Annotated in this window: 22 protein-coding genes; 14 read left to right on the top strand and 8 right to left on the bottom strand. The window is 49.1% G+C overall.

The window, feature by feature from the left end:
* Positions 1–56: 56 nt before the first annotated feature.
* Positions 57–1256 (bottom strand): multidrug effflux MFS transporter, encoded by a 1200-nt coding sequence (locus tag ACJJJA_RS06450; RefSeq protein ID WP_444885806.1) that lies wholly within the window; start codon positions 1254–1256, stop codon positions 57–59.
* A 523-nt stretch (positions 1257–1779) separates the two neighbouring features.
* On the opposite strand from ACJJJA_RS06450, the gene ACJJJA_RS06445 reads away from it, so the two are divergent.
* Positions 1780–2751 (top strand): glycosyltransferase family 25 protein, encoded by a 972-nt coding sequence (locus tag ACJJJA_RS06445; RefSeq protein WP_444904065.1) that lies wholly within the window; start codon positions 1780–1782, stop codon positions 2749–2751.
* 176 nt (positions 2752–2927) lie between these two features.
* On the opposite strand, the gene ACJJJA_RS06440 is transcribed toward ACJJJA_RS06445, so the two are convergent.
* From ACJJJA_RS06440 to ACJJJA_RS06425, 4 genes are all read right to left on the bottom strand, one after another.
* Positions 2928–3365, bottom strand: coding sequence for a potassium channel family protein (locus ACJJJA_RS06440; protein WP_252084886.1), 438 nt, complete (start codon positions 3363–3365; stop codon positions 2928–2930).
* Positions 3352–3807, bottom strand: a complete 456-nt coding sequence (gene tadA, locus ACJJJA_RS06435; RefSeq protein WP_252084885.1) for a tRNA adenosine(34) deaminase TadA — start codon at positions 3805–3807, stop codon at positions 3352–3354. Before tadA ends, ACJJJA_RS06440 begins: the two co-directional genes overlap by 14 nt.
* 73 nt (positions 3808–3880) lie before the next feature.
* Positions 3881–4684 (bottom strand): putative RNA methyltransferase, encoded by an 804-nt coding sequence (locus ACJJJA_RS06430; RefSeq protein WP_444885808.1) that lies wholly within the window; start codon positions 4682–4684, stop codon positions 3881–3883.
* Complete coding sequence (locus ACJJJA_RS06425) at positions 4681–6315, bottom strand: GMC family oxidoreductase (protein ID WP_252084883.1); 1635 nt, start codon at positions 6313–6315, stop codon at positions 4681–4683. Before ACJJJA_RS06425 ends, ACJJJA_RS06430 begins: the two co-directional genes overlap by 4 nt.
* A gap of 83 nt (positions 6316–6398) precedes the next feature.
* Here ACJJJA_RS06425 and ACJJJA_RS06420 point away from each other — a divergent pair, with 83 nt between their 5' ends.
* The 3 genes from ACJJJA_RS06420 (at position 6399) to ACJJJA_RS06410 (ending at position 8560) form a co-directional block, all read left to right on the top strand.
* Positions 6399–7088, top strand: a complete 690-nt coding sequence (locus ACJJJA_RS06420) for a class I SAM-dependent methyltransferase (protein WP_444891056.1) — start codon at positions 6399–6401, stop codon at positions 7086–7088.
* Positions 7089–7497: 409 nt separating this feature from the next.
* Positions 7498–7986, top strand: a complete 489-nt coding sequence (locus ACJJJA_RS06415; protein ID WP_444885811.1) for a hypothetical protein — start codon at positions 7498–7500, stop codon at positions 7984–7986.
* A 76-nt stretch (positions 7987–8062) separates the two neighbouring features.
* On the top strand, positions 8063–8560 hold the full coding sequence (locus ACJJJA_RS06410) for an RDD family protein (RefSeq protein ID WP_444904064.1): 498 nt from the start codon (positions 8063–8065) through the stop codon (positions 8558–8560).
* A 27-nt stretch (positions 8561–8587) separates the two neighbouring features.
* On the opposite strand, the gene lptG is transcribed toward ACJJJA_RS06410, so the two are convergent.
* Positions 8588–9649: an LPS export ABC transporter permease LptG gene (gene lptG / locus ACJJJA_RS06405; protein ID WP_444888251.1), complete on the bottom strand. Its 1062-nt coding sequence runs from the start codon at positions 9647–9649 to the stop codon at positions 8588–8590.
* Complete coding sequence (gene lptF / locus ACJJJA_RS06400) at positions 9642–10772, bottom strand: LPS export ABC transporter permease LptF (protein WP_444885814.1); 1131 nt, start codon at positions 10770–10772, stop codon at positions 9642–9644. The genes lptG and lptF overlap by 8 nt, the downstream gene beginning before the upstream one ends.
* 187 nt (positions 10773–10959) lie before the next feature.
* Here lptF and ACJJJA_RS06395 point away from each other — a divergent pair, with 187 nt between their 5' ends.
* The 6 genes from ACJJJA_RS06395 (at position 10960) to ACJJJA_RS06370 (ending at position 18058) form a co-directional block, all read left to right on the top strand.
* On the top strand, positions 10960–12426 hold the full coding sequence (locus ACJJJA_RS06395) for a leucyl aminopeptidase (RefSeq protein ID WP_444888249.1): 1467 nt from the start codon (positions 10960–10962) through the stop codon (positions 12424–12426).
* A gap of 89 nt (positions 12427–12515) precedes the next feature.
* A complete protein-coding gene (locus ACJJJA_RS06390) occupies positions 12516–12947 on the top strand; it encodes a DNA polymerase III subunit chi (protein WP_252084876.1) in 432 nt (143 codons plus the stop codon).
* A 15-nt stretch (positions 12948–12962) separates the two neighbouring features.
* Positions 12963–13823 (top strand): hypothetical protein, encoded by an 861-nt coding sequence (locus tag ACJJJA_RS06385; RefSeq protein WP_444904063.1) that lies wholly within the window; start codon positions 12963–12965, stop codon positions 13821–13823.
* 148 nt (positions 13824–13971) lie between these two features.
* Positions 13972–16746 (top strand): valine--tRNA ligase, encoded by a 2775-nt coding sequence (locus tag ACJJJA_RS06380; RefSeq protein WP_444898877.1) that lies wholly within the window; start codon positions 13972–13974, stop codon positions 16744–16746.
* A gap of 566 nt (positions 16747–17312) precedes the next feature.
* Complete coding sequence (locus ACJJJA_RS06375; RefSeq protein ID WP_444904062.1) at positions 17313–17822, top strand: type VI secretion system amidase effector protein Tae4; 510 nt, start codon at positions 17313–17315, stop codon at positions 17820–17822.
* Positions 17819–18058, top strand: coding sequence for a hypothetical protein (locus ACJJJA_RS06370; protein WP_444904061.1), 240 nt, complete (start codon positions 17819–17821; stop codon positions 18056–18058). Before ACJJJA_RS06375 ends, ACJJJA_RS06370 begins: the two co-directional genes overlap by 4 nt.
* 222 nt (positions 18059–18280) lie before the next feature.
* Here ACJJJA_RS06370 and csrA read toward each other — a convergent pair whose 3' ends face one another.
* Positions 18281–18469, bottom strand: coding sequence for a carbon storage regulator CsrA (gene csrA / locus ACJJJA_RS06365; protein ID WP_444904060.1), 189 nt, complete (start codon positions 18467–18469; stop codon positions 18281–18283).
* A 935-nt stretch (positions 18470–19404) separates the two neighbouring features.
* Here csrA and ACJJJA_RS06360 point away from each other — a divergent pair.
* From ACJJJA_RS06360 to ACJJJA_RS06345, 4 genes are all read left to right on the top strand, one after another.
* Positions 19405–20385, top strand: coding sequence for a hypothetical protein (locus ACJJJA_RS06360; RefSeq protein WP_444904059.1), 981 nt, complete (start codon positions 19405–19407; stop codon positions 20383–20385).
* A gap of 120 nt (positions 20386–20505) precedes the next feature.
* Positions 20506–21777, top strand: coding sequence for a hypothetical protein (locus ACJJJA_RS06355; protein WP_444904058.1), 1272 nt, complete (start codon positions 20506–20508; stop codon positions 21775–21777).
* Complete coding sequence (locus ACJJJA_RS06350) at positions 21752–22579, top strand: FRG domain-containing protein (protein ID WP_444904057.1); 828 nt, start codon at positions 21752–21754, stop codon at positions 22577–22579. Before ACJJJA_RS06355 ends, ACJJJA_RS06350 begins: the two co-directional genes overlap by 26 nt.
* A gap of 800 nt (positions 22580–23379) precedes the next feature.
* Positions 23380–23808, top strand: a complete 429-nt coding sequence (locus ACJJJA_RS06345) for a hypothetical protein (protein WP_444904056.1) — start codon at positions 23380–23382, stop codon at positions 23806–23808.
* The last annotated feature ends 476 nt before the right edge of the window (positions 23809–24284 follow it).

The following is a 24284-nucleotide window of genomic DNA, read 5'->3' as shown; positions in this document are numbered from 1 at the left end:
TTATGGACAAAGGGGCCAACTCCTAAGGAAATGTAAGCCCAAGCTAAATTTAAACTCTAGTATGGCACCGCCAAATGCGCTATTCCCCGCAAAGTTAGACGTGAAATAATCAACGAACTGACACCACAAACAGCAATAGCTGCCGTTAACGGCAAAGGCGTGCCATCAAAAACCAGACTGGTTAAAACAATAGCCAATGCTCCGAGCAACATTTGTAAAGCGCCACCCAGGGCTGCGGCAGTACCAGCAATGGGGCCATGTTCTTCAAGAGATAACACCATGGAAGTGGGAATAACCAGCCCAAGGAATATATTACAGGTCAACAACATTGCCACCAGTAATAAAAATTGATCATAACCCCAAAACACAACCATACACATCACCAGAGAGCTGATGGCAAAACCAGCAGTAGCCCACTTCACCACCGCCACTGAACCAAAACGGGTCCCCAGGTTTGCAGCAAATTGACTAGAGATAAAGAAACCCAGCGCATTTAAGGCAAAAGCAAGGCTGAACTCCGTTGGTGTCAGTCCATAAAAATCGGTGTACAGGAAAGAGGCCGTGGCAAGGAAAGAAAAAAAGCTGGCGATACCCAGACCACCGATGCTAGTCAGACCCACATACACAGGGTCGCGCAGCAATGTCGAGAAAGCGCCAAGCATGGCATTTAAACGAAATGGTACACGGTGATGATGATGTAAGGTCTCCGGCAAGCTGGTTACTGCCAGCAATAAGCTGGCCAGGGTCAGCAGAGCAATCAGTAAAAATACACTGCGCCACCCAAAAGGGACTATCAAGGTACTGCCTATCAGCGGGGCGAGCATCGGCGATATAGAAATAACCAACATCACCGTAGTCATTAAGCGAGTGGCCTGGGTACCAGTGTAATAATCTCGAATCACAGCCCTGGGGATCGACATCACCGAAGCGGCACCAACGCCCTGTAAAAACCTTAGAGCGATCAGCGCCTCTATTGAGGGCGCCAGAGCACAACCGATAGAAGCCAAGGTAAAAAGAACCAATCCAAAATACAGCGGTGGCTTTCTACCAAACATGTCCGAAGCGGGGCCATAAAATAGTTGGCATACCCCAAAAGCAACAAAGTAAGATATCAGGGTGTACTGAGCAGCCTCTATAGGGGCTCCCAAATCCTGGGCGATATCCGGTAGGGCCGGCAGATACATATCAATAGCAACAGGCCCAACACAGCTCAATAAGCCCAGAATGAGTGCCATCTTAATAAAATTCAACTTCATAGAATGTCCAATAAATCAGGCTCGGAAATACAAAAAAATCGAAATGTCGCTATCAGGAAATAACCTGATGCTTCCAGAGTAAATTCTCTTATTTCATTCAAGCTAGCGCTCTTGCAGTACAGAATACCTGCCTAGGTATAAGAAATGCGAACACAAACGTTTACAGCCCAAAAGTCGGCTCAACCCCGCAATCTTTTTACTCCCCAATTCCCACAGTTATTCAGTGGCAACTAAAAGCTCTATCGCCCAGAAGTACTGACCATTTCCTAAAAGCCTATACCGACTGGATAGTCGGACCTTAAGATTAGCCAAGGCAAAATTTTGGATGGCGATGATCTAGGAGGATAGCGTTCAAGACGCTGGGGGTTAGGTAAAAATAGATGAAATTATGCGTCCGCTCCCCTATTGACCCTGTTTAGCCCTCCTGCTGATGGGATAGAAATATGTTTGAATCCTATATCTCACTAGCCAGACTGCAGTTTCCTATCGGTAGTTTTATCTACTTACAGAGAAATAAGATATTGTGGCACTAGAAAAACGCCGCAGGAATCACTCTGTACCCAGTTGGTCATTAGCGGCTGCAAAAGCCGAACGTTTGCCCCTGCGCTCTCGCCACCGCTTTGCCCCACAAATTCCTTTGCGCACTCGGCCTACACTCAACCGGCGGCAGCAAAAAACCCCTTTGTTTATTGCCCACACGCCCTGTTGGGTAATCACAATGTATCCAGAGGGGGAAACTGTAAATCGGTTACTGGGAACCCTGAAATCTCAGCGCCTTCGTGCTAGCCAAGTCGCTGGCGTTGAAGGGCGCAATGGTATACCCAAGCTTGAGGACGATGAGGTTCTCTGTAACGCCATCACACGTTGGCGTCACTTATGTGAGCTGAAAAGTTCTGAGATCGGTTGTTATCTGGCTCACTTTCGCGCTATTCGTCAGGCTTATCAGGCCGGTCTACAAAGGGTATGTATCCTCGAGGATGACGTTCAAGTGGAAGGTGACTTTGCCAGAGTATTGGCGGAGCTGGAGCGATTGCCCCCAGAAGTGGAAATGATCCGTTTGATGGGCCTGAAAGTACGCAAGCGCAAAATCATCCGATCCCTCAATGATGGTGTGCACAAGCTAGTTCGCCCAGAGCGGGGTTGGTGCGGGGCCCAGGGTTATTTGATCAATCGCTGTGGAATGGAAAAGGTTCTGAGGTATGCCAGGAGGATTTTCGAGCCTATCGATAAGGTCTTTGATCACTTTTGGCAGTTTGATCTGAAGCTTTATGGTATCGAGCCCCATCTACTATGGGAAACCGAACACATTTCCAGTATCGAAAAATCTAACGTCCACAAGGCCAAGGTGGCCCGTTGGCTTTATTGGCTACACCCTTTTGGCAAGCTGTGGCGCAGTATTGAAAGACATAGCTACCTATATCGTTTTAAAGGCGATTTTTACCCAGCAGAGAAACCAAAGAAACGCCCAGGGCGCACTGCCCGAATGAAACTCTAATTCAAGAGATAACCAGGGCGCCTTTGAATAATTCCGTGATGCCTCTGGGTTTCAGAGCGGTTCTCTATCAAAAAGTGGCTTTGCACAAATATCTAAGACCTTTCAAGAGAACACAACGCACAGTGTGAACACTCCACAAGGCCCGCTTAGATCTTATGGAATTTTTCAGTGGCTCCCTAGATATCCCAATAGCGCTGCATTTTTAAAAACATGAAAGAGGCCGTCCAGGTAATCATGACCAACCCCGTTAAAGCCTCTAAGCCAGCAGTGAAGCGTAGATGCCCCAAAGGCTCAATATCGCCAAAGCCAAGGGAGGTATAAGTGGTAAATGAGAAATACGCACAATCAAGTAGGCTGCCGTTGAAATTACCTTCTAGTGTGCCGAAGTAAGGCGAATTCACCATAAAGTAATAGCCATAGGCAAAGAGCCAGATTTCCGCTACGTGAGCCAAAAGGGCACCAAACACCCCCAGCACTATGGCAAAGTTGTGCCGCACCGGTAGCCAGCGCCCCAGGTGCACCAAAGCATTGAGGACTTCATGATGAATCAGCACCACAATAGCAACAATGATGCTGTTCACCGCAAATGCAAAAGCCAATTCAGCGTCGATCATGGAAAAACTCGCGCACCAGCCTCCCGGCCTCTTCAGCCATCACACCAGACTCCACAGAAATTTTATGATTGAAGAAACCAGCCTCACCAAGCTTCAGCTGGCTTTCAACCACACCGGCACGTGGCTCTTTGGCACCAAAAACCAAACGACCAACACGCGCATGCATCAAGGTTCCAAAACACATAGTGCAGGGCTCGATAGTGACGTAAAGCGTGGTATTTGGCAGGCGGTAGTTTTGCTCTGCCTCCGCCGCGTGACGTAATGCGACAATTTCCGCATGAGCACTGGGGTCACAGTTGCCAATAGGGCGATTACTGCCCTCGCCAATGATTTTACCTTCCCGCACCAATACGGCCCCAACCGGTACTTCTCCCCGCTCTGCGGCAAGCTCGGCTAATTCCAGGGCTCTGCGCATAAACGCATAGTCTTTAGGTGTCGCCATAACTCTTTCTTAGACCTCTACTACAGGGAGTACCAACGCATACACAAAGTATTTCGCTGTCATTTCTACTAGATTATTTTCTCTTGATGAAACGACGAACAATAAAATCCGCCTCGAGAACTAGGCTTTCCTGCCCTTCAAGCTCCGCGCGAGCCTCTCGATTGCCCTTCCAGGCAAAAGGCGTCATCGCGAGAAAATCCGCAATCGCCTCGTGCCCACGCAATTCAAAAGGAAAACAGCAGCGTAAATCGACCTCGGGATACAGCCCCTCAATCAACTTTGGGGCTGGGTGTTTACGAGGCTCCCGGTAGAGGTGTCCCTTCAAACTCCACAAGTGATCCGGACCGGGAGAAACATCCAGCAAATGCCCCCCCTCCTTTATTACCCTAAGCATCTCAGTATCCGGTGCAGGCGCAAAAATACGTAAGAGGTGATCCACGCTATTTGAAGCCACTGGCAGGTTGGTATTGCTGGATACAACAAACTGAGCACCACTGTCGGCTTTAGCCGCCATACGGACGCCTGACTTGGAAATATCTACCCCGGCCAACGCATGGCCGTGCCATCCGGCAGACTCCAACTGGCGTAAATAGTAACCTTCGCCACAACCGATATCCAAAAGCCGGCGCCCAGACTGGTAGGGCAGCAGCGCGGTAATCGTGTCCACTAGTGGGCGATAATAGCCCGCCTTGAGAAAGCGGCGACGGGCATGCAGCATTTCTGTGGAATCTCCCGGGTCCTTGCGCCGCTTGCGATAGACGGGTAACAAATTAACGTAACCCTCCCGCGCGCGATCAAAACTGTGCCGGTTACTGCAGTGCCAGGTATCTTTACCCAGCGTCAATGGCGTTGCGCAGAGGGGACATTGCCAAATCATTCAACTTCCTGAACTTGTGTATTCTTCATCATTGAGGGAGGGGTGCGCTGTAAAATAAGATCCGCTGCCTTCTCCGCAATTGCGATCACCGGTGCATTGGTATTACCGCTGATCAGGGCCGGCATTATGGAGGCGTCCACAACCCTCAGTCCATCTACTCCATGTACTTTTAACTCCGCGTCGACTACTGCGAGATCATCATTGCCCATCTTACAAGTGCCCACCGGGTGATAAATTGTCTCGGCATGCTGACGAATATAGTGTTTGATGGAAGCCTTGCTGCTGAGCTTATGCTCCGGCAGCCAGAGGCGCTTCTGGTAGCGTTGTAAATCTTCCTGGTGGATGATGTCCCGAGCCATTTCGAATGACTCCAGCATCACCTGCATATCTTCGGGCTCGCTAAGATAATTGGGTTGGATACTCGGCAGGGCCTTGGGATCCTCTGTATTGAGAGTTATTTCACCCCGGCTTTTGGGGCGCAATGCACATGCATGCAAGGTGTAACCATACCCCGACTGTTTATTGAAACCGTGTTCAAAGGATGGCACTGCCGTGAAGTGGAATTGTATGTCCGGGCGGCCGTTGGCCAAGGTTGAACTCGCGAATCCCCCCGCTTCGGCAACATTACTGGTCAATGGGCCCCGATTCAGGAAGAACCATTCAGGCGCACGCATGGCGTGCTTCACTCTCGCCCACAAGTCATTCGAAAAAGTGATTGGGTCTGAGGTCTCCACCACTTGAGAGATATCGAGGTGGTCCTGGAGGTTTTTACCCACCCCTGGCAGGTGGTTCTGCGGCAGAATATCAAACTTACGCAGCTCCTCTTGTGGGCCAATGCCTGAGAGCAATAGCAAATGCGGGGTCTGTATTGCGCCTGCGCAGAGTAATACCTCCTTATTGGCCAATATTTTTTTACCATTGAGTAATTCCACCCCCACAGCCCTGTCACCTCTCAATATCAGCCGAGCGACTGGACTACGCGTGAGTACTCGTAAATTGGGACGCTTTTTTATCGGATGTAAATAGGCTGCAGCAGCAGAGCACCGCCGACCTCTGCGCTGTGTTACCTGGTAAAAGCCCACTCCATTCTGCTGGCTGCCATTAAAATCACTGTTTGCCCGGTGTCCAGCAGACTGAGCTGCGCGCAGGAAGGCTTGCCCAGACTCAGTTTTCCACTTCAGATCACTTACCGTGAGCGGTCCATAGCCACTATGGTGCGCATCACTGCCACGCTCATTGCCCTCCGACAGAAGAAAGTAAGGCAATAAACTACGCCATCCCCAGCCTGCATTACCTGCGGCTTCCCAGGCATCATAGTCTTCACTTTGACCACGGATATAAACCATCGCATTAATCGCGCTACTGCCACCGAGGGTGCGGCCTCTCGGCCAGAACAATCGACGCTTGTTCAGGCTTTGCTGTGGTTCCGTGTAATGGTGGAGGTTATAGTCTGTGCCTGACATCAGCATCCCGATACCCAGGGGCATGGATATCAACGGACTGCGATCCGGGGGGCCTGCCTCGAGCAGGCAAACACGATGCTGCTCATCAGCACTCAGCCGGTTGGCCAATACACAGCCGGCAGAGCCGGCACCTACGATCACATAATCAAACACCATTTGAGTGGACATGGGACCTCAGCACCTTTGCAGCTGGATTTTCCTCGACGGTACACTCAACCTCGTCAAAATTACAGAGATGAAGGGACGCAAAGATGAGGGATTGCGAATTTAGTGACAATAAAGTCCTACGCAGCTGGCACAATAATGCCGGCGAGTGGGTGAAGGTGGTGGACCGGGGAGCAATACCCAGCCGCAGGCTGATCACCGACCAGGCAATTTTTGAGGCTGTCCTTGCGCATAATCCCTCCAGCGTGCTGGATATTGGCTGTGGTGAAGGATGGCTATCCCGCCGCCTGGCAGCAGAGGGCATGGATGTCTGGGGGATTGATGGCGTGGACGAGTTAATTAATGAAGCCAAGCGCCGAGGGCAAGAACGGCAACAATTCCGTACCGTTTGTTATGAAGAGCTAGATCCGCAGGCATTTGAGCGTAAATTTGATTTGATTGTATGCAACTTCTCTCTGATTGGGGAGGAAGCCACCAATGCCATTTTTCACAGGGCTTGCTCCCTGCTCAACCCACAAGGTTATCTACTCCTCCAAACTTTACATCCCCTACTCTCCTGTGGCGATGAAAAGTACCTGGATGGATGGCGACCGGGTTCCTGGCAAGGTATAGACGGTGATTTTCAGGAGGCAGCGCCCTGGTATTTCCGTACGCTATCAAGCTGGACCCAATTATTCATCGAACATGGATTGATGCTCACCACCCTGCAAGAACCCCTCAACCCAACCACAGGAAAACCTGCCTCATTAATCCTGGCAGGACAAGTTTGCCCTTAACCCCTAAAGCAGTTACTGGCGCCAGTTTTTGAATGCCCGGTTATCAGCGTAGTCGCTTTCAGCGACACTTTCGCGCTCAAGTCTACTGAAAACCCACAAGCTCCTCTCAAATACGGCGCTCAAAGCAAGACCGTTTTTTCATCAACCATGGCGCACCAATATCAAAAAAATAATAAAAAAACATTGGCGCTCTCCTGATCACAGCTAGGACTGCTTGGACAAAAATGGAAAAGGGTCCAATCCATGCGGCTTTCGGGGATGTTTCCGACAATTTGCGACTGTCCAGTAAGTGAAGTAGCAGAAGCCGCCTATTTTCTATGGGAAAACGCTTCGAGGTGGGTATCCCATAATAAATTCAACGACCGCTTGCGGCCTTCCGAAATGAGATGCAACACCTGGGGTAGATAGAATGGCACTCTGCAGTTTCAGAATCAGACCGGGCAAATCCTTACCCAAAACAGTTGGATTACTGCTTTTTCCCACCTGTTGTATCTGCTCTGCGGACGAACTTTTTATCCCCGATTCACAACAAGCCCTAAATATACAATCCGTGAACCTGTTTTTCTCCGACAGTGCCTTCGCCATGGACAACGCTGCACTATTCCAAGCCGCAGATTATCTTCGCAGTAATTCCATGAATAGTACGCAACGCCGCCTCAACTACCAGTGGCTACAAATGCATACCTACCCCAGTGAGTTTCGACCAACCACTGGCGGTAAGGCACTATTCAAAATTGTTAAGATTGGTTTAGATACCTACAAGCAGCGCAACAAGAGCACGGTGCAAAAAAGTCTTCTGCGTTACACCACCAATCGGGGCAAGATAGGCAACTCGGTAGATTATGGCATCAACCTTTCTGACGACAAATTCAAGATTTCTTTCGAGTACGAATTTTAGACCTGGCAGACGACTTGCCCTTGCCCTCCCCTAGTTTTGTTAGAATCTCCGCCAATCGATTTTGGCGGAGATAGCCGTGAGCAGCCCAAGTACCCCTTCTTCATTTCCCGAACTTCCAATCGCCAGCGTCGGCCGGCGCTTGGCGGCCCTGATGTACGACCTGCTAATCCTGATGGGACTGATGATGGTGTACGGCTTTATCGCCCTGCCAGTAGCCTCGGTATTTGGTGGGTTAAGCTGTCAGCCAGCAGCTATGGATTACAGCCCGTGTGTCGGCGGACCAATTTATCAACTGGGCGCTCTAGCGGTGATCGCCGGCTACTTCTTCTGGTCCTGGCGGGTAGCCGGACAAACTGTGGGAATGCGCGCGTGGCGCTTGATCGTGGCGAATCCAGATGGCGTACAGCTTACTTGGCGCCAATGTATCCTGCGAGCCATTGTCGCCCCTCTCTCTATCGCCTGCCTGGGCCTCGGCTACTTTTCCGCCTGGGCCCGCTCCGACAAGGCTACTTGGCACGACTTGATTTCAGAGTCTCAAGTGCGCCTTTTACCCAAAAAGAAGAAAAAAGGGTAACTGCCAACAAATTAAGCTCAAGGGGCCCTATCGGGCCCGCTTGAGCAATAGCCAGCCCGCGCCAAAACAAAGAAGAACCGGTAGCAGTACAGCCAGCAGTGGTGGAAAACCAAAAACCAGTGAAGAGGGGCCGAGTATCCCCTGCACAGTTTGGAAGATGATCCCCACCATAATCCCGGTAAAAACTCTCAATCCGGTGGTTACTTCACGCAATGGGCCAAAGATGAAAGAAATTGCCACCATAACCAAACTGGCAATGGTCAGTGGTTGCAATATTTTCTTCCAAAACTCCAGCCAGTAGCGCCCGGAATCTTCTCCCTTACGATCCAGGTAAGTACCGTAATCCCAGAGGTTGCGCGGGGAAAGGTCTGAGGGCAGCGGCACGATCAGGGCAAACAACTCCGGCGAGACCTCCGCTTTCCATACACTGGTTGGCAGGTCCTTACTCTGTGTATCTTCCCCCAGGAACTGAGTGCTACGGCTGTTCTTAAGCAGCCACTGCTCATTCTGAAACTGCCCCCGTTCAGAGAACTCCACCCATTGCAGCTCCCGGTTATCCGCAAAGTGATAACGGGTTACGCCATAGAGTTCACCATCTGGCAGGGCAGCATTAAAGTGCACAAATTCGCCACTGTCTTTTAACCACAAACCGCTTTCAAGACCGCTCGCTTCGAGTTCACCCAGGGCGCGTGCTTTGTTGTTCTCGGCGATTACATTGGTCTTGGGAATCACAAACTCCGCCAGGGCCAAACCGATAAAAATCAACAGAATGATTGGTTTCATTACCGCCCAGGCAATACGGCCAATAGAGACACCAGCCGCACGCATAACGGTCAGTTCACTGGTGCCTGCCAGTGTTCCCAGCCCCACCATACATCCCACGAGGGCGGAGAAACCCAACTGCTCATAAATACGCCCTGGCAATCTCCACAGGACATATTGTATTGCCTGGCTAAAGCCGTAATCACGCTTGAGGTCTCCCAATTGGTCGATAATGGCGGAAATAATATCCAGGCCGAGAATAATCAATAGCACCACGAAAACTGCTAGGGCAATGGTGCGGCCAATATACATATCCAACTTATACATCGGCCGACTCCTTAACACCTTCCGGCAATGGTTTGGGTTTAGGGCGCCAATTCCTCGCCGCCAGAAGCAATAACCCAATCAGTAAGAAGGGCGGGTGTACCAACCAGATCACCGCGGGGTTGGCAAACTTGCCATCCTCTACTGCCCCGCGAACCCCCTGCAGAACCACCAGGTAAATGAGGTATAAGAGTATCGCGGGGAACATCTTAATAAAGCGTCCCTGGCGGGGATTAGTACGCGATAGCGGTACTGCCAGCACCGCAACCACCAGCACCAATACTGGCAAACTCAAGCGCCAGTAGAGGTAGGCTGTCTCCCTGGGATTGTCACTGCCAATCAGCTGCGTAGTGGGGGCCGACTCAATTTGGTCGCGCCAACGGCTGCGCAATCGTGGCGCCTCCATCAACACTTCATAGCTGGAGAACTCCATCTGCCGGTATTCCCGCTCACCCGGCACGCCCTCATAACGGTAGCCATCGCGCAGTACCAGGTAGCGCAGCCCTGTCTCGGGATCGATTTGCTGGACCCCTTCTTTGGCGCGAGTAACCACCTGGCGATTCGCCTCAGTCTCAGCTTCTGTGGCCCTCAACTCGGCGAGGAACACTCCCAGCATGGTGGACTTATCCTCACTCAGGGCCTCTGCGTAATACACTGCCTGGCCACCACTGGTGGATATAAATTTCTTCGGTATCAGGTGATCAAACTCATTGCGGGATTTTTCCGCGTTGAGCATCAGGTTGGAACGCTCGGCACCAGCGGGGGTCAGGTACAAACTCATTGAAGCCACAAACAAAGCCACTGCCAAAGCCGGTGCCAGGGTGTAAAACAGCAAACGCCATTCACTGAAACCACAGGCGTGCAGCACTGTCATTTCGCTCTCTATATAGAGGCGCCCATAGGCCAAAAGAATCCCGACGAATAATCCCAGTGGCAATATCAATTCCAGGAATCCCGGTAAGCGGTAGGCCATTAAGGAGAAAAGGATATTAGCCGAAAGGTCCCCTGCGGCGGCTTCCGCAAGGTATTTCACAAATCGGCCACTCATCACCATTAATAGCAAAACTGCGCTGACCGCCAGCGTGGCAAACAGCAGCTCGCGGCAGAGATAGCGGAAAATAATCACAGGGCGAACGAATTCCTTGGTGACAGCGGTGTGATGAATTGGACTTCAGTCGAACAAGTTGCCCACTAGGTACAGCAATCCATAGACGAGCAGGTTAAACTTGTGCGACGCATTATCACTAAAAATTCTTGCTATGTCTCGGTTCAGAGCTATGCAATCTATTGTCAGATTTTAAGGAAAGCGAAAAATGCAGTTCTCCGCAAAGGTCTCGGATATCTCCAAACAGCGCGCAGCCTGTTCCGTTATTTCAGCTGATGCTAAAAATGGCTTAAGCCCCAGCGGTAAAAACCTCGATCAACTCGCAAAAGGAACTATTGGCAAAATTCTCAAGCGCGGCGACCTGGGCGTAAAACCCGGCAGCACCCAGTTAATCGACCTGCTGGACGGACCCAGTGAGCGAGTGCTGGTCGTTCGCACCGGCAAGGGAGACATCAGCCAGGCAGAGTTCCGCAAGCTGGCCAGCGCCAGTGCCGCAGTGGTGAAAAAGTTCAAAGACGCTACCAGCTACCTGTGCGAGCTCGAAGTAAAAGGGGCTGATAAAACCTGGCAGGCCCAGCAGATTGCGCTGGCCACAGGTCTGGCCACCTACCGCTTCACCCAGTGCCTCACTGATGCCAAACCCTACCCTCTCACCAAATTCACCCTGCATGCCATTGATCGCAAGCAGCTAAAAACCATCCAAAAAGGGATGGAGATTGGTGCCGGCCAAGCACTGGGAAGCAATGTAGCACGGGAACTGGGTGATCTGCCTGGCAATATCTGTACACCCAACTATCTGGCAGCTCAGGCCCGTACACTGGCCAAAAAACACACAAAGCTCTCCACAACTGTGCTCGACGAGAAAAAAATGAAAGCGCTTGGTATGGGCGCACTTCTCAGCGTAGCAAAAGGCAGTGACCAGCCCCCAGCCCTGATCGCCATGAACTACAAGGGTGGCAAAACCAGCGAGAAACCCATTGTGCTGGTGGGCAAAGGTATTACCTTCGATAGCGGTGGTATCAGTATCAAGCCCGGCCAGGCTATGGATGAAATGAAATACGATATGGGCGGTGCGGCCAGTGTTTTCGGTGTGATGAACGCCCTGGTGGAGCTGCAACCATCTATCAATGTGGTGGGCCTGGTCGCCGCCGCAGAAAATATGCCCAGCGGCCGCGCCAGCAAGCCCGGTGATATCGTCACCTCCATGTCCGGAAAGACTATCGAGATTCTGAACACCGACGCCGAAGGCCGCCTGGTACTTTGCGACGCACTCACCTATGCCAGCAAGTACAAGCCCCGAGCGGTCATCGATATCGCCACTCTCACCGGTGCCTGTGTAATCGCTCTCGGCCACCACGCCACTGGCCTCTATGCCAATAACGAAGAACTCGCCCAAGACCTGCTCAAGGCCGGCGAAACCAGTGGCGACCGCGCCTGGCAAATGCCGCTTTGGGATGAGTACCAGCCCGCCCTGGACTCCAACTTTGCCGATATGCAAAACATTGGCGGCCGCGATGCCGGCTCTGTAACCGCCGCCTGTTTCTTGTCCCGCTTTGCCGAAGAGTACACTTGGGCACATATGGACATCGCCGGTAGCGCGTGGAAATCCGGTGCCGCCAAAGGGGCCACCGGACGTCCGGTACCGCTTCTAGTGGAATACCTGCTGGGAAAATAACTGGCAAAAGCGCACAATAGCCGCCCCCGAGCGGCAGCCGTAACGGCCCCTCGCGGGCCGTTGTCGTCTCTGTACAAATATAAGCCAGCATGACCCGTATCGACTTTTACATCCTCTCCTCCGATCAGCCCCAGCAAGCGGATATCTTCGCCTGTCGCCTGGCGGAAAAGGCCTATCGCAACGGCCTTCGGGTTCTGCTTGCCGTGGATAATCAGGAACGTGCCGAGCAACTCAACCAGCTGTTGTGGACCTTCCGTGAAGACAGTTTCCTGCCCCATGCCAACCAAGCGAATGGCGAGCAGGCAGCCATCGAAATCAACTGCGGTGAAGATCCGCAGGCACACCACGGCCTACTGATCAACCTGTGCAGCAAAGTCCCCAACTGGTTCAGCCGCTTCGAACGTCTTGCCGAGATCGTCGTTCAAGAAGCCAATGCCCTGCAACGCTCACGATCGCGATTTGGTCACTTCCGCGATCGCGGATATCCGTTACAATCCCATAAGATCAACCAGAGCATGTAATCACTAACTACCGCCATGTCCGGTCGAAAGAACAAGCACAAGCAGCGCGGACAACCACGCAAACCTTCCAGCGAGCTGCTCGATGAGCTGAACTCACTGCACGACCTACTCAACAGTGACGATCTCGATGAAATCCCACTGCTCAACCAGGTAGCGGGCCAAGTAACGGGGAAGGATGAGCCAAAAACCCTAACCGCTGCGCCTCCTACAGAGCCGCCATTGTTATCCACCGAGCCAGAAGCCCCGTCCCCAATGGATGACGCCTTAGAAGAGGAACTGCTACATCAGGAGGACCTGCCCATATTGTTTTCCCCAATTGAGGAGACACTGGGCGAAGAACATAAAGTGCAGTTGGCCGAATCAGATCTAGCCCTACTGCGCCCCTTACAAAACCTGCCTGGCAAAACAACGGCAGAGCCCCAAGTGCAGGCTTCCCAGGAAGCGTCAGCCCATGACGATGATGATGACCAGCCTGGCAATAACGCTCAATCGAATAGTGAGGGGACTGACATTGATCGTACAACTGCAACGGATACAGCCGCGGAGGCTCCCGTACCGGCACCCGACAACCCCTTCTTGCCAGCCCATATTCGCTCGCGGCTTACCGGGGGGCGTATTCCATCCCATGAAAGGCAGCCCCAAAACAAACCCGAGGCCATAGAAACCGCCAGCGCGGGTACCCGTACCCAGGCATTGGTAATGGCCCAGGCGATTGCAGAAAAGGAGGGGCCAGTAGAAAAATTGGAGCCCTCAGAGAAAGAGCGCCAGCGCAACGACCTGATTGAAGAATTGGTAGCCCAACAGCTTCCTCAACTGGAAAAACAGCTGCGTGCCCAGATAGAAAAAGTGGTCGACGAGCTAGAGATCTGGGACTGAGTGCGATTTAGCCCCAAAGCTGCCTTTTGCCCACCCTACCCCCGGCGGTATAATTGCCGCCTTTTCCGCGCAGCCCGAGCAAGCACCAGACTATCCTGAGCCAAAACGCTGTGCACGCAGTCAGTTAAATACAAGGTTTCCCGCCCGCATGGACAAAACATACCAGCCCAACGCCATCGAACAGCAGTGGTACAAAACCTGGGAGGAGAACGGCTACTTCAAGCCTTCCGGGGATACTGAGGCCAAGCCCTACAGCATTATGATCCCGCCGCCGAACGTCACCGGCAGCCTGCATATGGGCCACGGTTTCCAGGAGTCCATCATGGACGCCCTGATTCGCTACCACCGCATGCAGGGAGACAACACCCTCTGGCAAGTGGGCACCGACCATGCCGGTATCGCCACCCAGATGGTGGTAGAACGCCTGCTCGGCGCCGAAGGCGTATCCCGCCACGACCTGGGCCGCGACAAGTTTATTGAGAAAGTCTGGGAGTGGAAGGAAGAGTCCGGCGGCACCATTACCCGCCAGCTGCGTCGCCTGGGCGCCAGCCCCGACTGGTCTCGCGAACGCTTCACCATGGACGACGGCTTCTACAAAGCGGTGCAGGAAGTCTTTATCAAACTGTATGAAGACGGCCTGATTTATCGCGGCAAGCGCCTGGTGAACTGGGACCCGAAATTCCACACTGCGATCTCAGATCTGGAAGTATTAAACGAAGAGAAGCAGGGTCACCTGTGGCACTTCCGCTACCCGCTCTCCGATGGCTCCGGCCATCTAGTAGTCGCCACTACCCGCCCGGAAACCATGCTCGGCGATACCGCCGTAGCCGTACACCCGGAAGACGAGCGCTACCAGCACCTGATTGGCAAGACCATCAAATTGCCCCTGGCGGATCGCGAAATTCCGATTATTGCCGACGAATACGTCGATCGTGAATTCGGCACCGGCTGTGTAAAAATCACCCCAGCCCACGACTTCAACGACTACGAGATGGGCCAGCGCCACAACCTCGAGATGATCAATATCCTCGATGCCGATGCCCACCTGAACGACGCAGTGCCGGAAAAATACCGGGGCATGGAGCGCTTTGCCGCGCGCACCCAGATTGTCGACGACCTGGACGCCCTCGGCCTGCTGGAAAAAGTAGAGCCCCACACCCTCAAGGTACCTCACGGAGACCGCTCCGGCGCCGTGATCGAGCCCTGGCTCACCGATCAATGGTACGTAAAAACCCAGCCCCTGGCCGATGAAGCCATCGCCGCTGTTGAAGATGGCCGCGTTGAGTTCGTACCGAAAAACTACGAAAACATGTACTTCTCCTGGATGCGCGATATCCAGGACTGGTGTATCTCCCGCCAGCTGTGGTGGGGCCACCGCATCCCCGCCTGGTACGACAACGAAGGCAAAGTCTACGTTGGCCGCAGCGAAGAAGAAGTGCGCGAGAAGCACAACCTGGGCGCCGACATCAGCCTGCGCCAGGACGACGACGTACTCGACACCTGGTTCTCTTCCGGCCTGTGGACCTTCGGCACCCTGGGCTGGCCAGAAGATACCGAAGAGCTGAAAGCCTTCCACCCCAGCTCCGTACTGGTCACCGGCTTCGATATTATTTTCTTCTGGGTCGCGCGCATGATGATGCTGACCCTCTACTTCAAAAAGGAAGTACCGTTTAACACCGTGTACGTGCACGGCCTGGTGCGCGACAACCACGGCCAGAAGATGTCCAAATCCAAGGGCAACGTGATCGACCCTATCGACTTGATCGACGGTATCGACCTGGAGAGCCTGGTAGCCAAGCGTACCTCCGGCATGATGGTGCCGCACCTGCGCGAGAAGATTGAAAAGCAAACCCGCAAGGACTTCCCCGAAGGTTTCTCTGCTTTTGGTACCGATGCCCTGCGCTACACCTACTACTCCCTGGCATCCACCGGCCGCGACATCAAGTTTGACGTGGGCCGTATTGAAGGCTTCCGCAATTTCTGTAACAAGATTTGGAATGCCTCCCGCTACGTACTGCAAAACTGTGAAGGACAGGACTGTGGCCAGGACAACAGTAGCGACTTCGAGCTGACTGTCGCCGACCGCTGGATTATTTCCCAACTGCAGCGCACCGAAATCACCGTGCGCGAAGCCATGGACACCTACCGCTTCGACCTCGCCTCCCAGGCACTGTACGACTTTATCTGGAGCGAGTACTGCAGCTGGTACCTGGAACTGTCCAAGCCGGTACTGTGGGACGACAACGCCTCCGACGCAGTAAAAAAAGGTACCCGCCGCACCCTGATCCGCGTACTGGAAACTATTTTGCGTCTGGCCCACCCGCTGATGCCGTTTATCACTGAAGAAATCTGGCAGCGTGTAAAAACCCTCGCCGGTTCCAACGGTGACACCATTATGCTGCAACAGTACCCAGAGGCCGATAACAGCAAGATCGATGATGAAGCGGAAGCGGCCGTTGCCTGGTTGAAGCAGGTTATTGAAGGCGTGCGTAATATTCGCGGTGAAATGAATATTTCCCCAGCGAAGAAAATCCCACTGATTCTGCGCGGCGGTTCCAGCCGTGACCAAGAACTGCTGGAACAAGCCCGCAGCCTGCTGATCAAACTGGCGAGCCTCGAAGAAATCACCTGGCTGGAAAGTGGAGAAGCTGCACCAGCCTCCGCCACCGCCCTGGTAGGCGATATGGAATTGCTGGTACCCATGGCCGGCCTGATCGACGTTAAAGCCGAGAGCGCCCGTCTACAAAAAGAGATTGATAAACTTTCCAAAGAACTCGCACGAGTTGAAGGCAAACTCAACAATCCCAAGTTTGTAGACAAAGCCCCCGAAGCCGTTGTTGCCAAGGAAAAGGACAAGCTTACAGAAATGAAAGGTGCTCACGAGCGTCTGCAACAGCAACTTGAGGAAATCAGTAACCTTTAATGGTTCTGGTAGTCCGCTCCATTAAAGAGCGGATTTGATTTAAAAAAGGGGGCTCTGCCCCCTTTTCTTTTTTTGATATAAATCAAACTACCCATTCTCCCCTAGTACCTTTCGATTTTCTATCAACTTCAGAACTCGAGTATGTGCTCAATGTACCTGCATCATCTAAGGGTTTATCAGCTCCAAAATCAGCTTTACCTAAGTAGTATACGACCTAAATCGCGCTAAAACTCTTCAAGCACCTCTCCATTTTTTAACTCTCCTAAGTACCTGATAAGAAATCAACATGATTTTCGATCGGTTCAACTGCTATTTTTTATAAAGATCCTGATAGATTGAAAGGTGTAGGGAGTTAGAGGAAGTCTATCCAGTGGGGATAGTGGGCAAAGTGATCATTTTTCTATTTGGGACAAGAGTTCAAGCTTGTGTGTGATTTATTGATTCCTCAAGGTTTTACGCACCTCTTCGTTAGATTGATTCCAGGGTGGCAATCATGATAATAGTGGTCAGAATGATTACACTATAAATGTCAATGGACCAGTAAACTGAGAGCATAAGGAGAAAAAATGCTTACGTTTGAGAAGTTGTGGAACAGCTATCCACAAAAGGATGTGATAAAACAAACGTGCTACAACAGGCAGGAGACAATATCTGCTCCATTTAGTGACTACTGCGCAATTATGCTAAGTGAAGCGCTTATCAAGGCTGGGGCTTCACTCAATGGCTTTAGTGGTAATAAATGCTGGTCTCACACAGGGTCTAGGCACGCACTACTTGCCGAACAACTAGCCAATTGGCTAAAAACGTCTCCGCTACCTGGCTTGCAAAAAGCCAAGAAAATATCACCTGGATCCTTTCAAAGTGATCTTAATGGAAAAAATGGAATCGTTTTTTTCAAAGATTACTGGCAGCGAGGCAGTGAGAGCTTTGAAAGCAGGAGCGGTGATCATATCGACCTCTGGAAAGATGGTAAAATTACGAGTGGCACCATGCTTTATAGGTCAGTAATTGAGCTATTTGGGTTCGTCTCTGATCTAAACAAATCCAAAGAAATTTGGTTTTGGGAGGTAAAGTGAGCATTAAAAATCATCCGTGGATTCTGTCTGGATTAATTTCAATTTTACTGTTGGTAATAAATTTTTTAATATTTTCCTTTAGCTATAATTCTTTAACAAGGAGTTTATTAACTGAAGATCAGCGCATTGAAAATGCTGGCTTTATAATGGGAACAACTTTGCCACTATTTGCCTTCGTGTCATTCTCCTTATGGCTGATTATGGGTTTTCTGCTAAGTAGAAATGCCAAAGGTTGATCTTGGCTCTAAGCGAGTTCTGCGAGCCCGCACCAATTTTGCCTGCCGTTGCTGCAGGCGTTATAGGTAAGACTTACTCACGTTTAGTAGACACATTGTATAGCTAGGTTTCAGCCTAACATGGAGGTGCCTACAAAACGTGGGCAAGACCACGCTCTAATTAACAAGCCCCGTGGACTGAACGTGCCAACGCGCGTCGCATCTTAACGGCGTTCTATGACCTCAACCAACTCCATCCCACAGCACCCTTTCCTTTTGAACACGTCTATAAATTTCCTCACGGTGAACAGGTAGAGATTTGGGCGCACGTATTCCTATCTTTACCTGATTACCCTTAACTTCCAATACCGTAATTGAGACGTTCGATCCAATCCGTAAGTTTTCACCCGTCCGGCGCTTTAAGATCAACATATTTGCTTCCTATTAATACTCAAACCATGCGTAGACCTCCCTTAATGGAAGGATTTGAAAGTAACTTTTAAGGAAGTATCAGGTGGAGCGCGAGAACGGTAGGCATAGAGGTGGAAAAGGCAGACGCAACGCTTCCAGAGCCAGGGAACATGCCCCAAACTACTGAATGAACTCCACTTTATTGAAGACGAGCGGGTTTCTAGCGTATGATCCATATAGCCATTTTGATACTTGGGTTATCAAATTGGTTAGCTGGCCCTAGGTGTTAGCGCACCTTGGGTCAGCGCCTTTTACTTACTCTTACGTCACGCTACCGTTCTCCTTTGAGGGAATGGTCTTTTAGAAAATTCTTGGGTTTCTTGAAGCTCTTTGGTCATCGGCCTTTAGAAGGCTGCTCAATGACGACCCAAATACCGATAAATATCCACCGATTTTACGCAGCTTTGACACTAAAACAAACTGAATAAAATCCAATAAGATTATTTTTGTGCCTATATTTTGTGTATTCACAAACTGAGAATCTTAGTTGCACATAAAAATAACCGTTAAGATTGGTACTCTTCCCCGCAACTCACTTTAGAATCCAGAAACCGTAGATCATCCCTAACGGCTTTATTTTACTGATTTTATATACACTTTGTTGTTTTCACCCGCTATCAATACCAAAGATCAAGAGCAGCCTCACATATCCACAGCAAAAAGAACGCTAACTTGTTGATTTTAAACGGTTTATACCTATGATCAAAAGTAGAGAAATACGAGGATATAATGCAGCCGCAATATATCCACTAGAGTAATTTTCCACCGGTGCAGGCTAACATACTGATTTATTTGTTTTTTCTGGCTTAAAGAGTTTTCTCCTCTTGGGACATATTGACTGGTGATATAATGCGGCTGCTTTTGAATCCACTGTTGTTACTTGATCGGAGAGCGTAATGGAAGCTGAAGAAACGAAAGAAAAATCTGGGGTCAGTGAGACGCATTCCATGATGCGGTTGATTCTCCAGCCTAAAGTTATGATAGGCGTAATACTCATTTATGCTGCTATTCTGATACCGATGTTTATGGATAGTGGCTTTGATATTTCCTACATTTTTAAAGACCAGCTTCCGATCATAGCGAGCGCATTTGCAGGGCTGCTTGGTTTTAGTTTGGTTTTTCCAGAGTTCAGAAAGGCAAGGGATAGAGTTAAAGAGGAAAGGTTTGTTGATGTTGATACTGAGCGCGAAGATGCGAATGTAAAGCTACAAAAAAGAATTCTTAATGAAGTAGGAGATTTAAAAGATAAAGTAAATGACAATAGTACTTCACAAATAGAAAAGCTTATAAAAGATCTCGAAACCAAGAAGAAAGAAGCCTCAGAGACCCTTTTTAGTTCTTTTGAAAGCTACTTCAATGAAATCAGAAGCGTCTTGGTTGAACAGGCTCACACAGCTGATAAAAAGGCATCAATACTACTAGACAAGGGCACTTCGTATTCCAAAGGCGGAATATATTTTTTCACCCTGTCAATAGTCATATGGCAAGCCCTGTCTTGGTCTACAGGATTCAAAGAGCAATATATATTTGGAATAGTTTCATGTTCACTACTATTTATTTTTATTGAATTTTTGGCTGCATGGTATTTAAAGCAATATAGACACTTTGTTGACACATCAACTTATCATATAAAAGTGAAGTCAATTTTTGATAAGCATATGCTTTCATATTTAACTATCAAAACCTTGGGTGATGATAGCCAGGATATTGACTCTAAATATAAAGCCATGCTTCGAGTTTTAGAAGAAGATATTAAATGGCCTGAAAGTTATTTGATGAAAAATGGCGATGTGAGCTTTGCACGTGAGGCAATGGAGACGATGACACACTTTGCCAAGGCAATGAAGACCGAAGCAAAGAATAGCGCATCAAAGTAAAGTTATAACAAGCGCAGCCACTGGGACAAAGTCTACGCTGCGCTTAAACTTTGCCCGTGCTGCGGGCGCTAACAATACAAGGATAGTTCCGTGCGAGTAGAGAGTCAGCAAGAAAGGATAATGAGACTTCAAAGTGCAGCAAATGCAATATTAATGCACGACCCTGCTGATAGTTTTAAAAACCTTATTGAAAAAAACGAGGAGCTATTCAAAGAATTTAGGTTGGTTTATTCCACGAATAATCTTGATTCTGAATTTTCTCATTCCTCTCTGAAAGAAATTGAAGACCATTGTCCAACGCTTAAAAAGTATTTCTACGGAACTGGGATATTGTTCTATTCAGATGAGCTCTACGCTGCCACAAAGAGACAAAGACGCATTGAAGTACCAATTGACTATTCGCTTAGCCTTGACTCAAATGCGGCTGAAAGATTTAGAGTTTGGGGAAACGGTGGTTCTCTTGATAAGGAAGAAGAGCGCTTTGAGGGGCTCGTTAGATTTATAAAAGGAGGAAAAGGGGAAGGGTTCAACTTCGATTATTCATTCTTCATTATTGAAAACTTGATCGACTCCATGAGGCCTGAGAATCATAGGCCTTTTAACACTATCAGAATTTTAAAAAGGTTTGATCACTTAGAGTACGAAGCGGAATCTTTTAACATTAGAAATCCTAAGTTTTCAGAAACCTTAGAGGAATCTGGCAAGAGAGCAATAGAGGCACTGCATTCCTTTCATTCCAGCAAGGAAGTCAAAAGATTTTTAAGCAGAAGAAAGGGGCTTTATCTTATTCTTTTAAAAGCAGTTCTACTGCGAGAGCAAAAAGATCTTGACTTAGCAAAGCAGCTTGAAATTTTAGTTGATTATTCATTAGATACTCTAGGTGCGTTCGCAAAAACAGAAATATATTTTGCTTGGAAGCTATTAAAGCAAGGAAAAAATTTAAGTTTTTTTGACCCTATTAGTCAACTAGGAAAAAAGTCTCTTCATAGAATAAAAGGGATGGCTTGGGATCTTTTTTCCGTGAGGTATCAAGAAACATTAGCCAGCAAGTCAAACATTGGCGACTTTTATGTTCCATTCTTTGCATCATTCGACAATAGATTTGTTGAGCTTGCACAAGCATGCCCTATTCGGGCTGTTTTAATTGATGATCTCGATAAGAGGATAATGACCATACACCTTGACGAGCATGAGTTCATGGCTGATTTACATCAATCTATTACCGTCGAGTTAAATCGTAGGCTTCAAGATCCTGATGAAAAGATTAAGCGAATGTCAAAAAGACCGACAGAAGATGAGCTAGATAAAAGAGCTGCAGAATTGGAGCAAATATTGGAATGTATTGTTAAGAAGTCAAAGTACGCAGATGCAGCAAGCTGCGCTGGCGTTTGAAACGATAGGAATTCCTTTGATGCAATACTGCGATACTGACATTTTTGGTTCTATCGTCTTACCTGATTCAATTGCAGAAATCTTTGAATTGGCACGGGAGCATTCCGCTGATAGGAAAAACGTTCATTTATGGCGAGGACAAAGTGACATTTCTTGGCCAATTCATAGCTCAGCCTATAGAAGACTAAGCAGAACAAATCACTATGTTAACGAAGAAAGCATGCAATATTACGAGGAGTATCTATTAAAGCATGCTACTCATCAGGGATATCGGTTCGAGTCAGGCAGAGAACTATCGGATTTCGAACTATTGGCCAAACTCCAGCATCATGGCGCTGCAACTAGACTGATTGACTGCTCAAGAAATGTCATGGCAGCTCTCTGGTTCGCTTGTTCTTCAGAGCCAGATAAAACTGGCCTTCTTTTTGGAATTCATTCTTATCATCTTGGTGGAGGTGAGAACAAACCTGAGACGCGAAAATACCAAGACATATTCAAGGGCCTTGAGAAGTACAAGCATCCACAAACTTGGCAGCCTCCGGTAGTGTCTAAAAGAATTGCTGCTCAAGGTGCACAATTTCTATATAGTGCGGTGATTGACTCAGAGATGGGGAGTCTTGCTGTAGAAAAGAAATGTGACACACATATAGCTATTGGTATATCACCCGCTTTTAAAAAGAGCGCACTTGACGAGCTGGCTGGATTATTCGATATACGCTATCTAACTTTATTCCCAGACATTGATGGCTTTGGCTATGCAAATAGTCATCGATTTGATCAGCATGAGAGCGAGAGATGGTAATTCCTAAATCGGGTAGTCGGTAGTTTCTAGCTACCGGGCCCCATGCCACCCATCGTGCGGATCCGCAATGGCCGGTTCCCTATCCGAAATAAATATCTATCCAACGATAGTATCGAGCAGCTCTTCATTTGAGTTGAATGTCATGGCAGTGCGATACCTCAACTTTATCCAACTGGAAACATATCGGTAGGCTAGCCCTGTCTTTAAACTCGTGGATTTAGGTTCAGGCCTTCACCCTGTCCAAGATATTAATCTTGGCATTCAGATACTATGCCGTCAGCTGACTTCTGTTTAATCACCATGATCATTACTGACCGAGGCGCTGCTGTGTAGCACCACTTTTGTCTATCCCCGCACTGGTGGCTAGCGGAATGGGCCTGCTTATGAGTCAACGGCCACGCTGACAGTTTCATAGCAGCAAGCTAAACAGATCTCCCCAGATAAGAACGTGAACTTTCACTACACAACTGCGTCATTGACTCTACCCATTAGAGCACCCGGCTTCGGTGCCCCTGGCCACCTCGCCTCCAGGCCAAGCCATATAAGCTGCTTCTGCTCGTCAGCACGTAGTTTTGCTAGCGACTTCCTCCCCACAAGACCTGGCAGTGTTGCAGTTGCCATTCGCTAGTAGTTAGCATTTAATGGAATCCATAAAATGGTGATCCTCCTACATGGGACTTTCACCCCAATTAGTCCGCGTCATATTGGGCGTACCAAAGCCAGCCAAAATCGTGCGCTTTGGACACTAGACTCGCAACAATTTGCTCGCCTTTGCTGGCGACGTTAGGCATAAATAAAATATGGAAATTTATAAAGCTCCCGAATCCAACGTTGAAATCGGAAAAATTCAATCAATGCCAAGTGTTTTTTGGAAAATATTCTTTTGGATTCACATTGCCTTAATCCTATTTATACCGTTCGTATTTATCGAAAGTCCTGAGATTCATTACCTTGACTATATTGATATTGGTATATTTTTACCTATTGTCATCTTTAGTCTTTTTTGCTATGCATATTCAAAGAGACCTGTCAGCACTACAGTTTTCTCAATGTTCTTTTATTTATATCTTCCATGGGCATTATTTTATGAGCTAATTGCACCTTACGTATTGGGTATCCCATCCTACGGAGAGGATGCAGTGATTGATTTTTGGATTGTGATCATTCCAATTTTCCTTCTGCCAACGTTGTTTGCTCAGTATTCTCTTGCAAAATCACCAAAAGCCTAATTTCGTTAGCCGGTAGCTTCTAGATACCGGCCCCCACACCACCCATCATGTGGGACCGCAATAGACGCCTTGCTATCCGCAATGAATCTCTACCCAACGATAGTATCAAGTAGCTCTTCATTAGAGCTGAGTATCATGGCAGTTCGCTACCTCAACTTTATCCGACTGAAAAAAACCGGCAGGCTAGCCCGGTCTTTTAACTCGTGGATTTAGGCTCAGACCTTCACCGTGTCCAAGGTATTAGCCTGTGCATTTGGCCACTATGCCGTTGACTAACTTCTATTTAATTACCATGCTCATTACTGACCGAGGCCCTGCTACGTCTCACTACTTATGTCTATCCCCGCAATAGTCGCTAGCGGGCTGAGCCTATTTATGAGTCAAGGGTCACACTGACAGCTTCACAGCAGCAAGCTAAATAGATCTCCCCAGATAATAACGTGAACTTTCACTACACAACTGCATCATTGACTCTA

The sequence above is a fragment of the Microbulbifer mixtoriginis (SeqCode) genome (genome assembly GCF_052466865.1).
The sequence above is the reverse complement of the archived record's forward strand: the minus strand, read 5'-3'. Positions and strand labels throughout refer to the sequence as shown.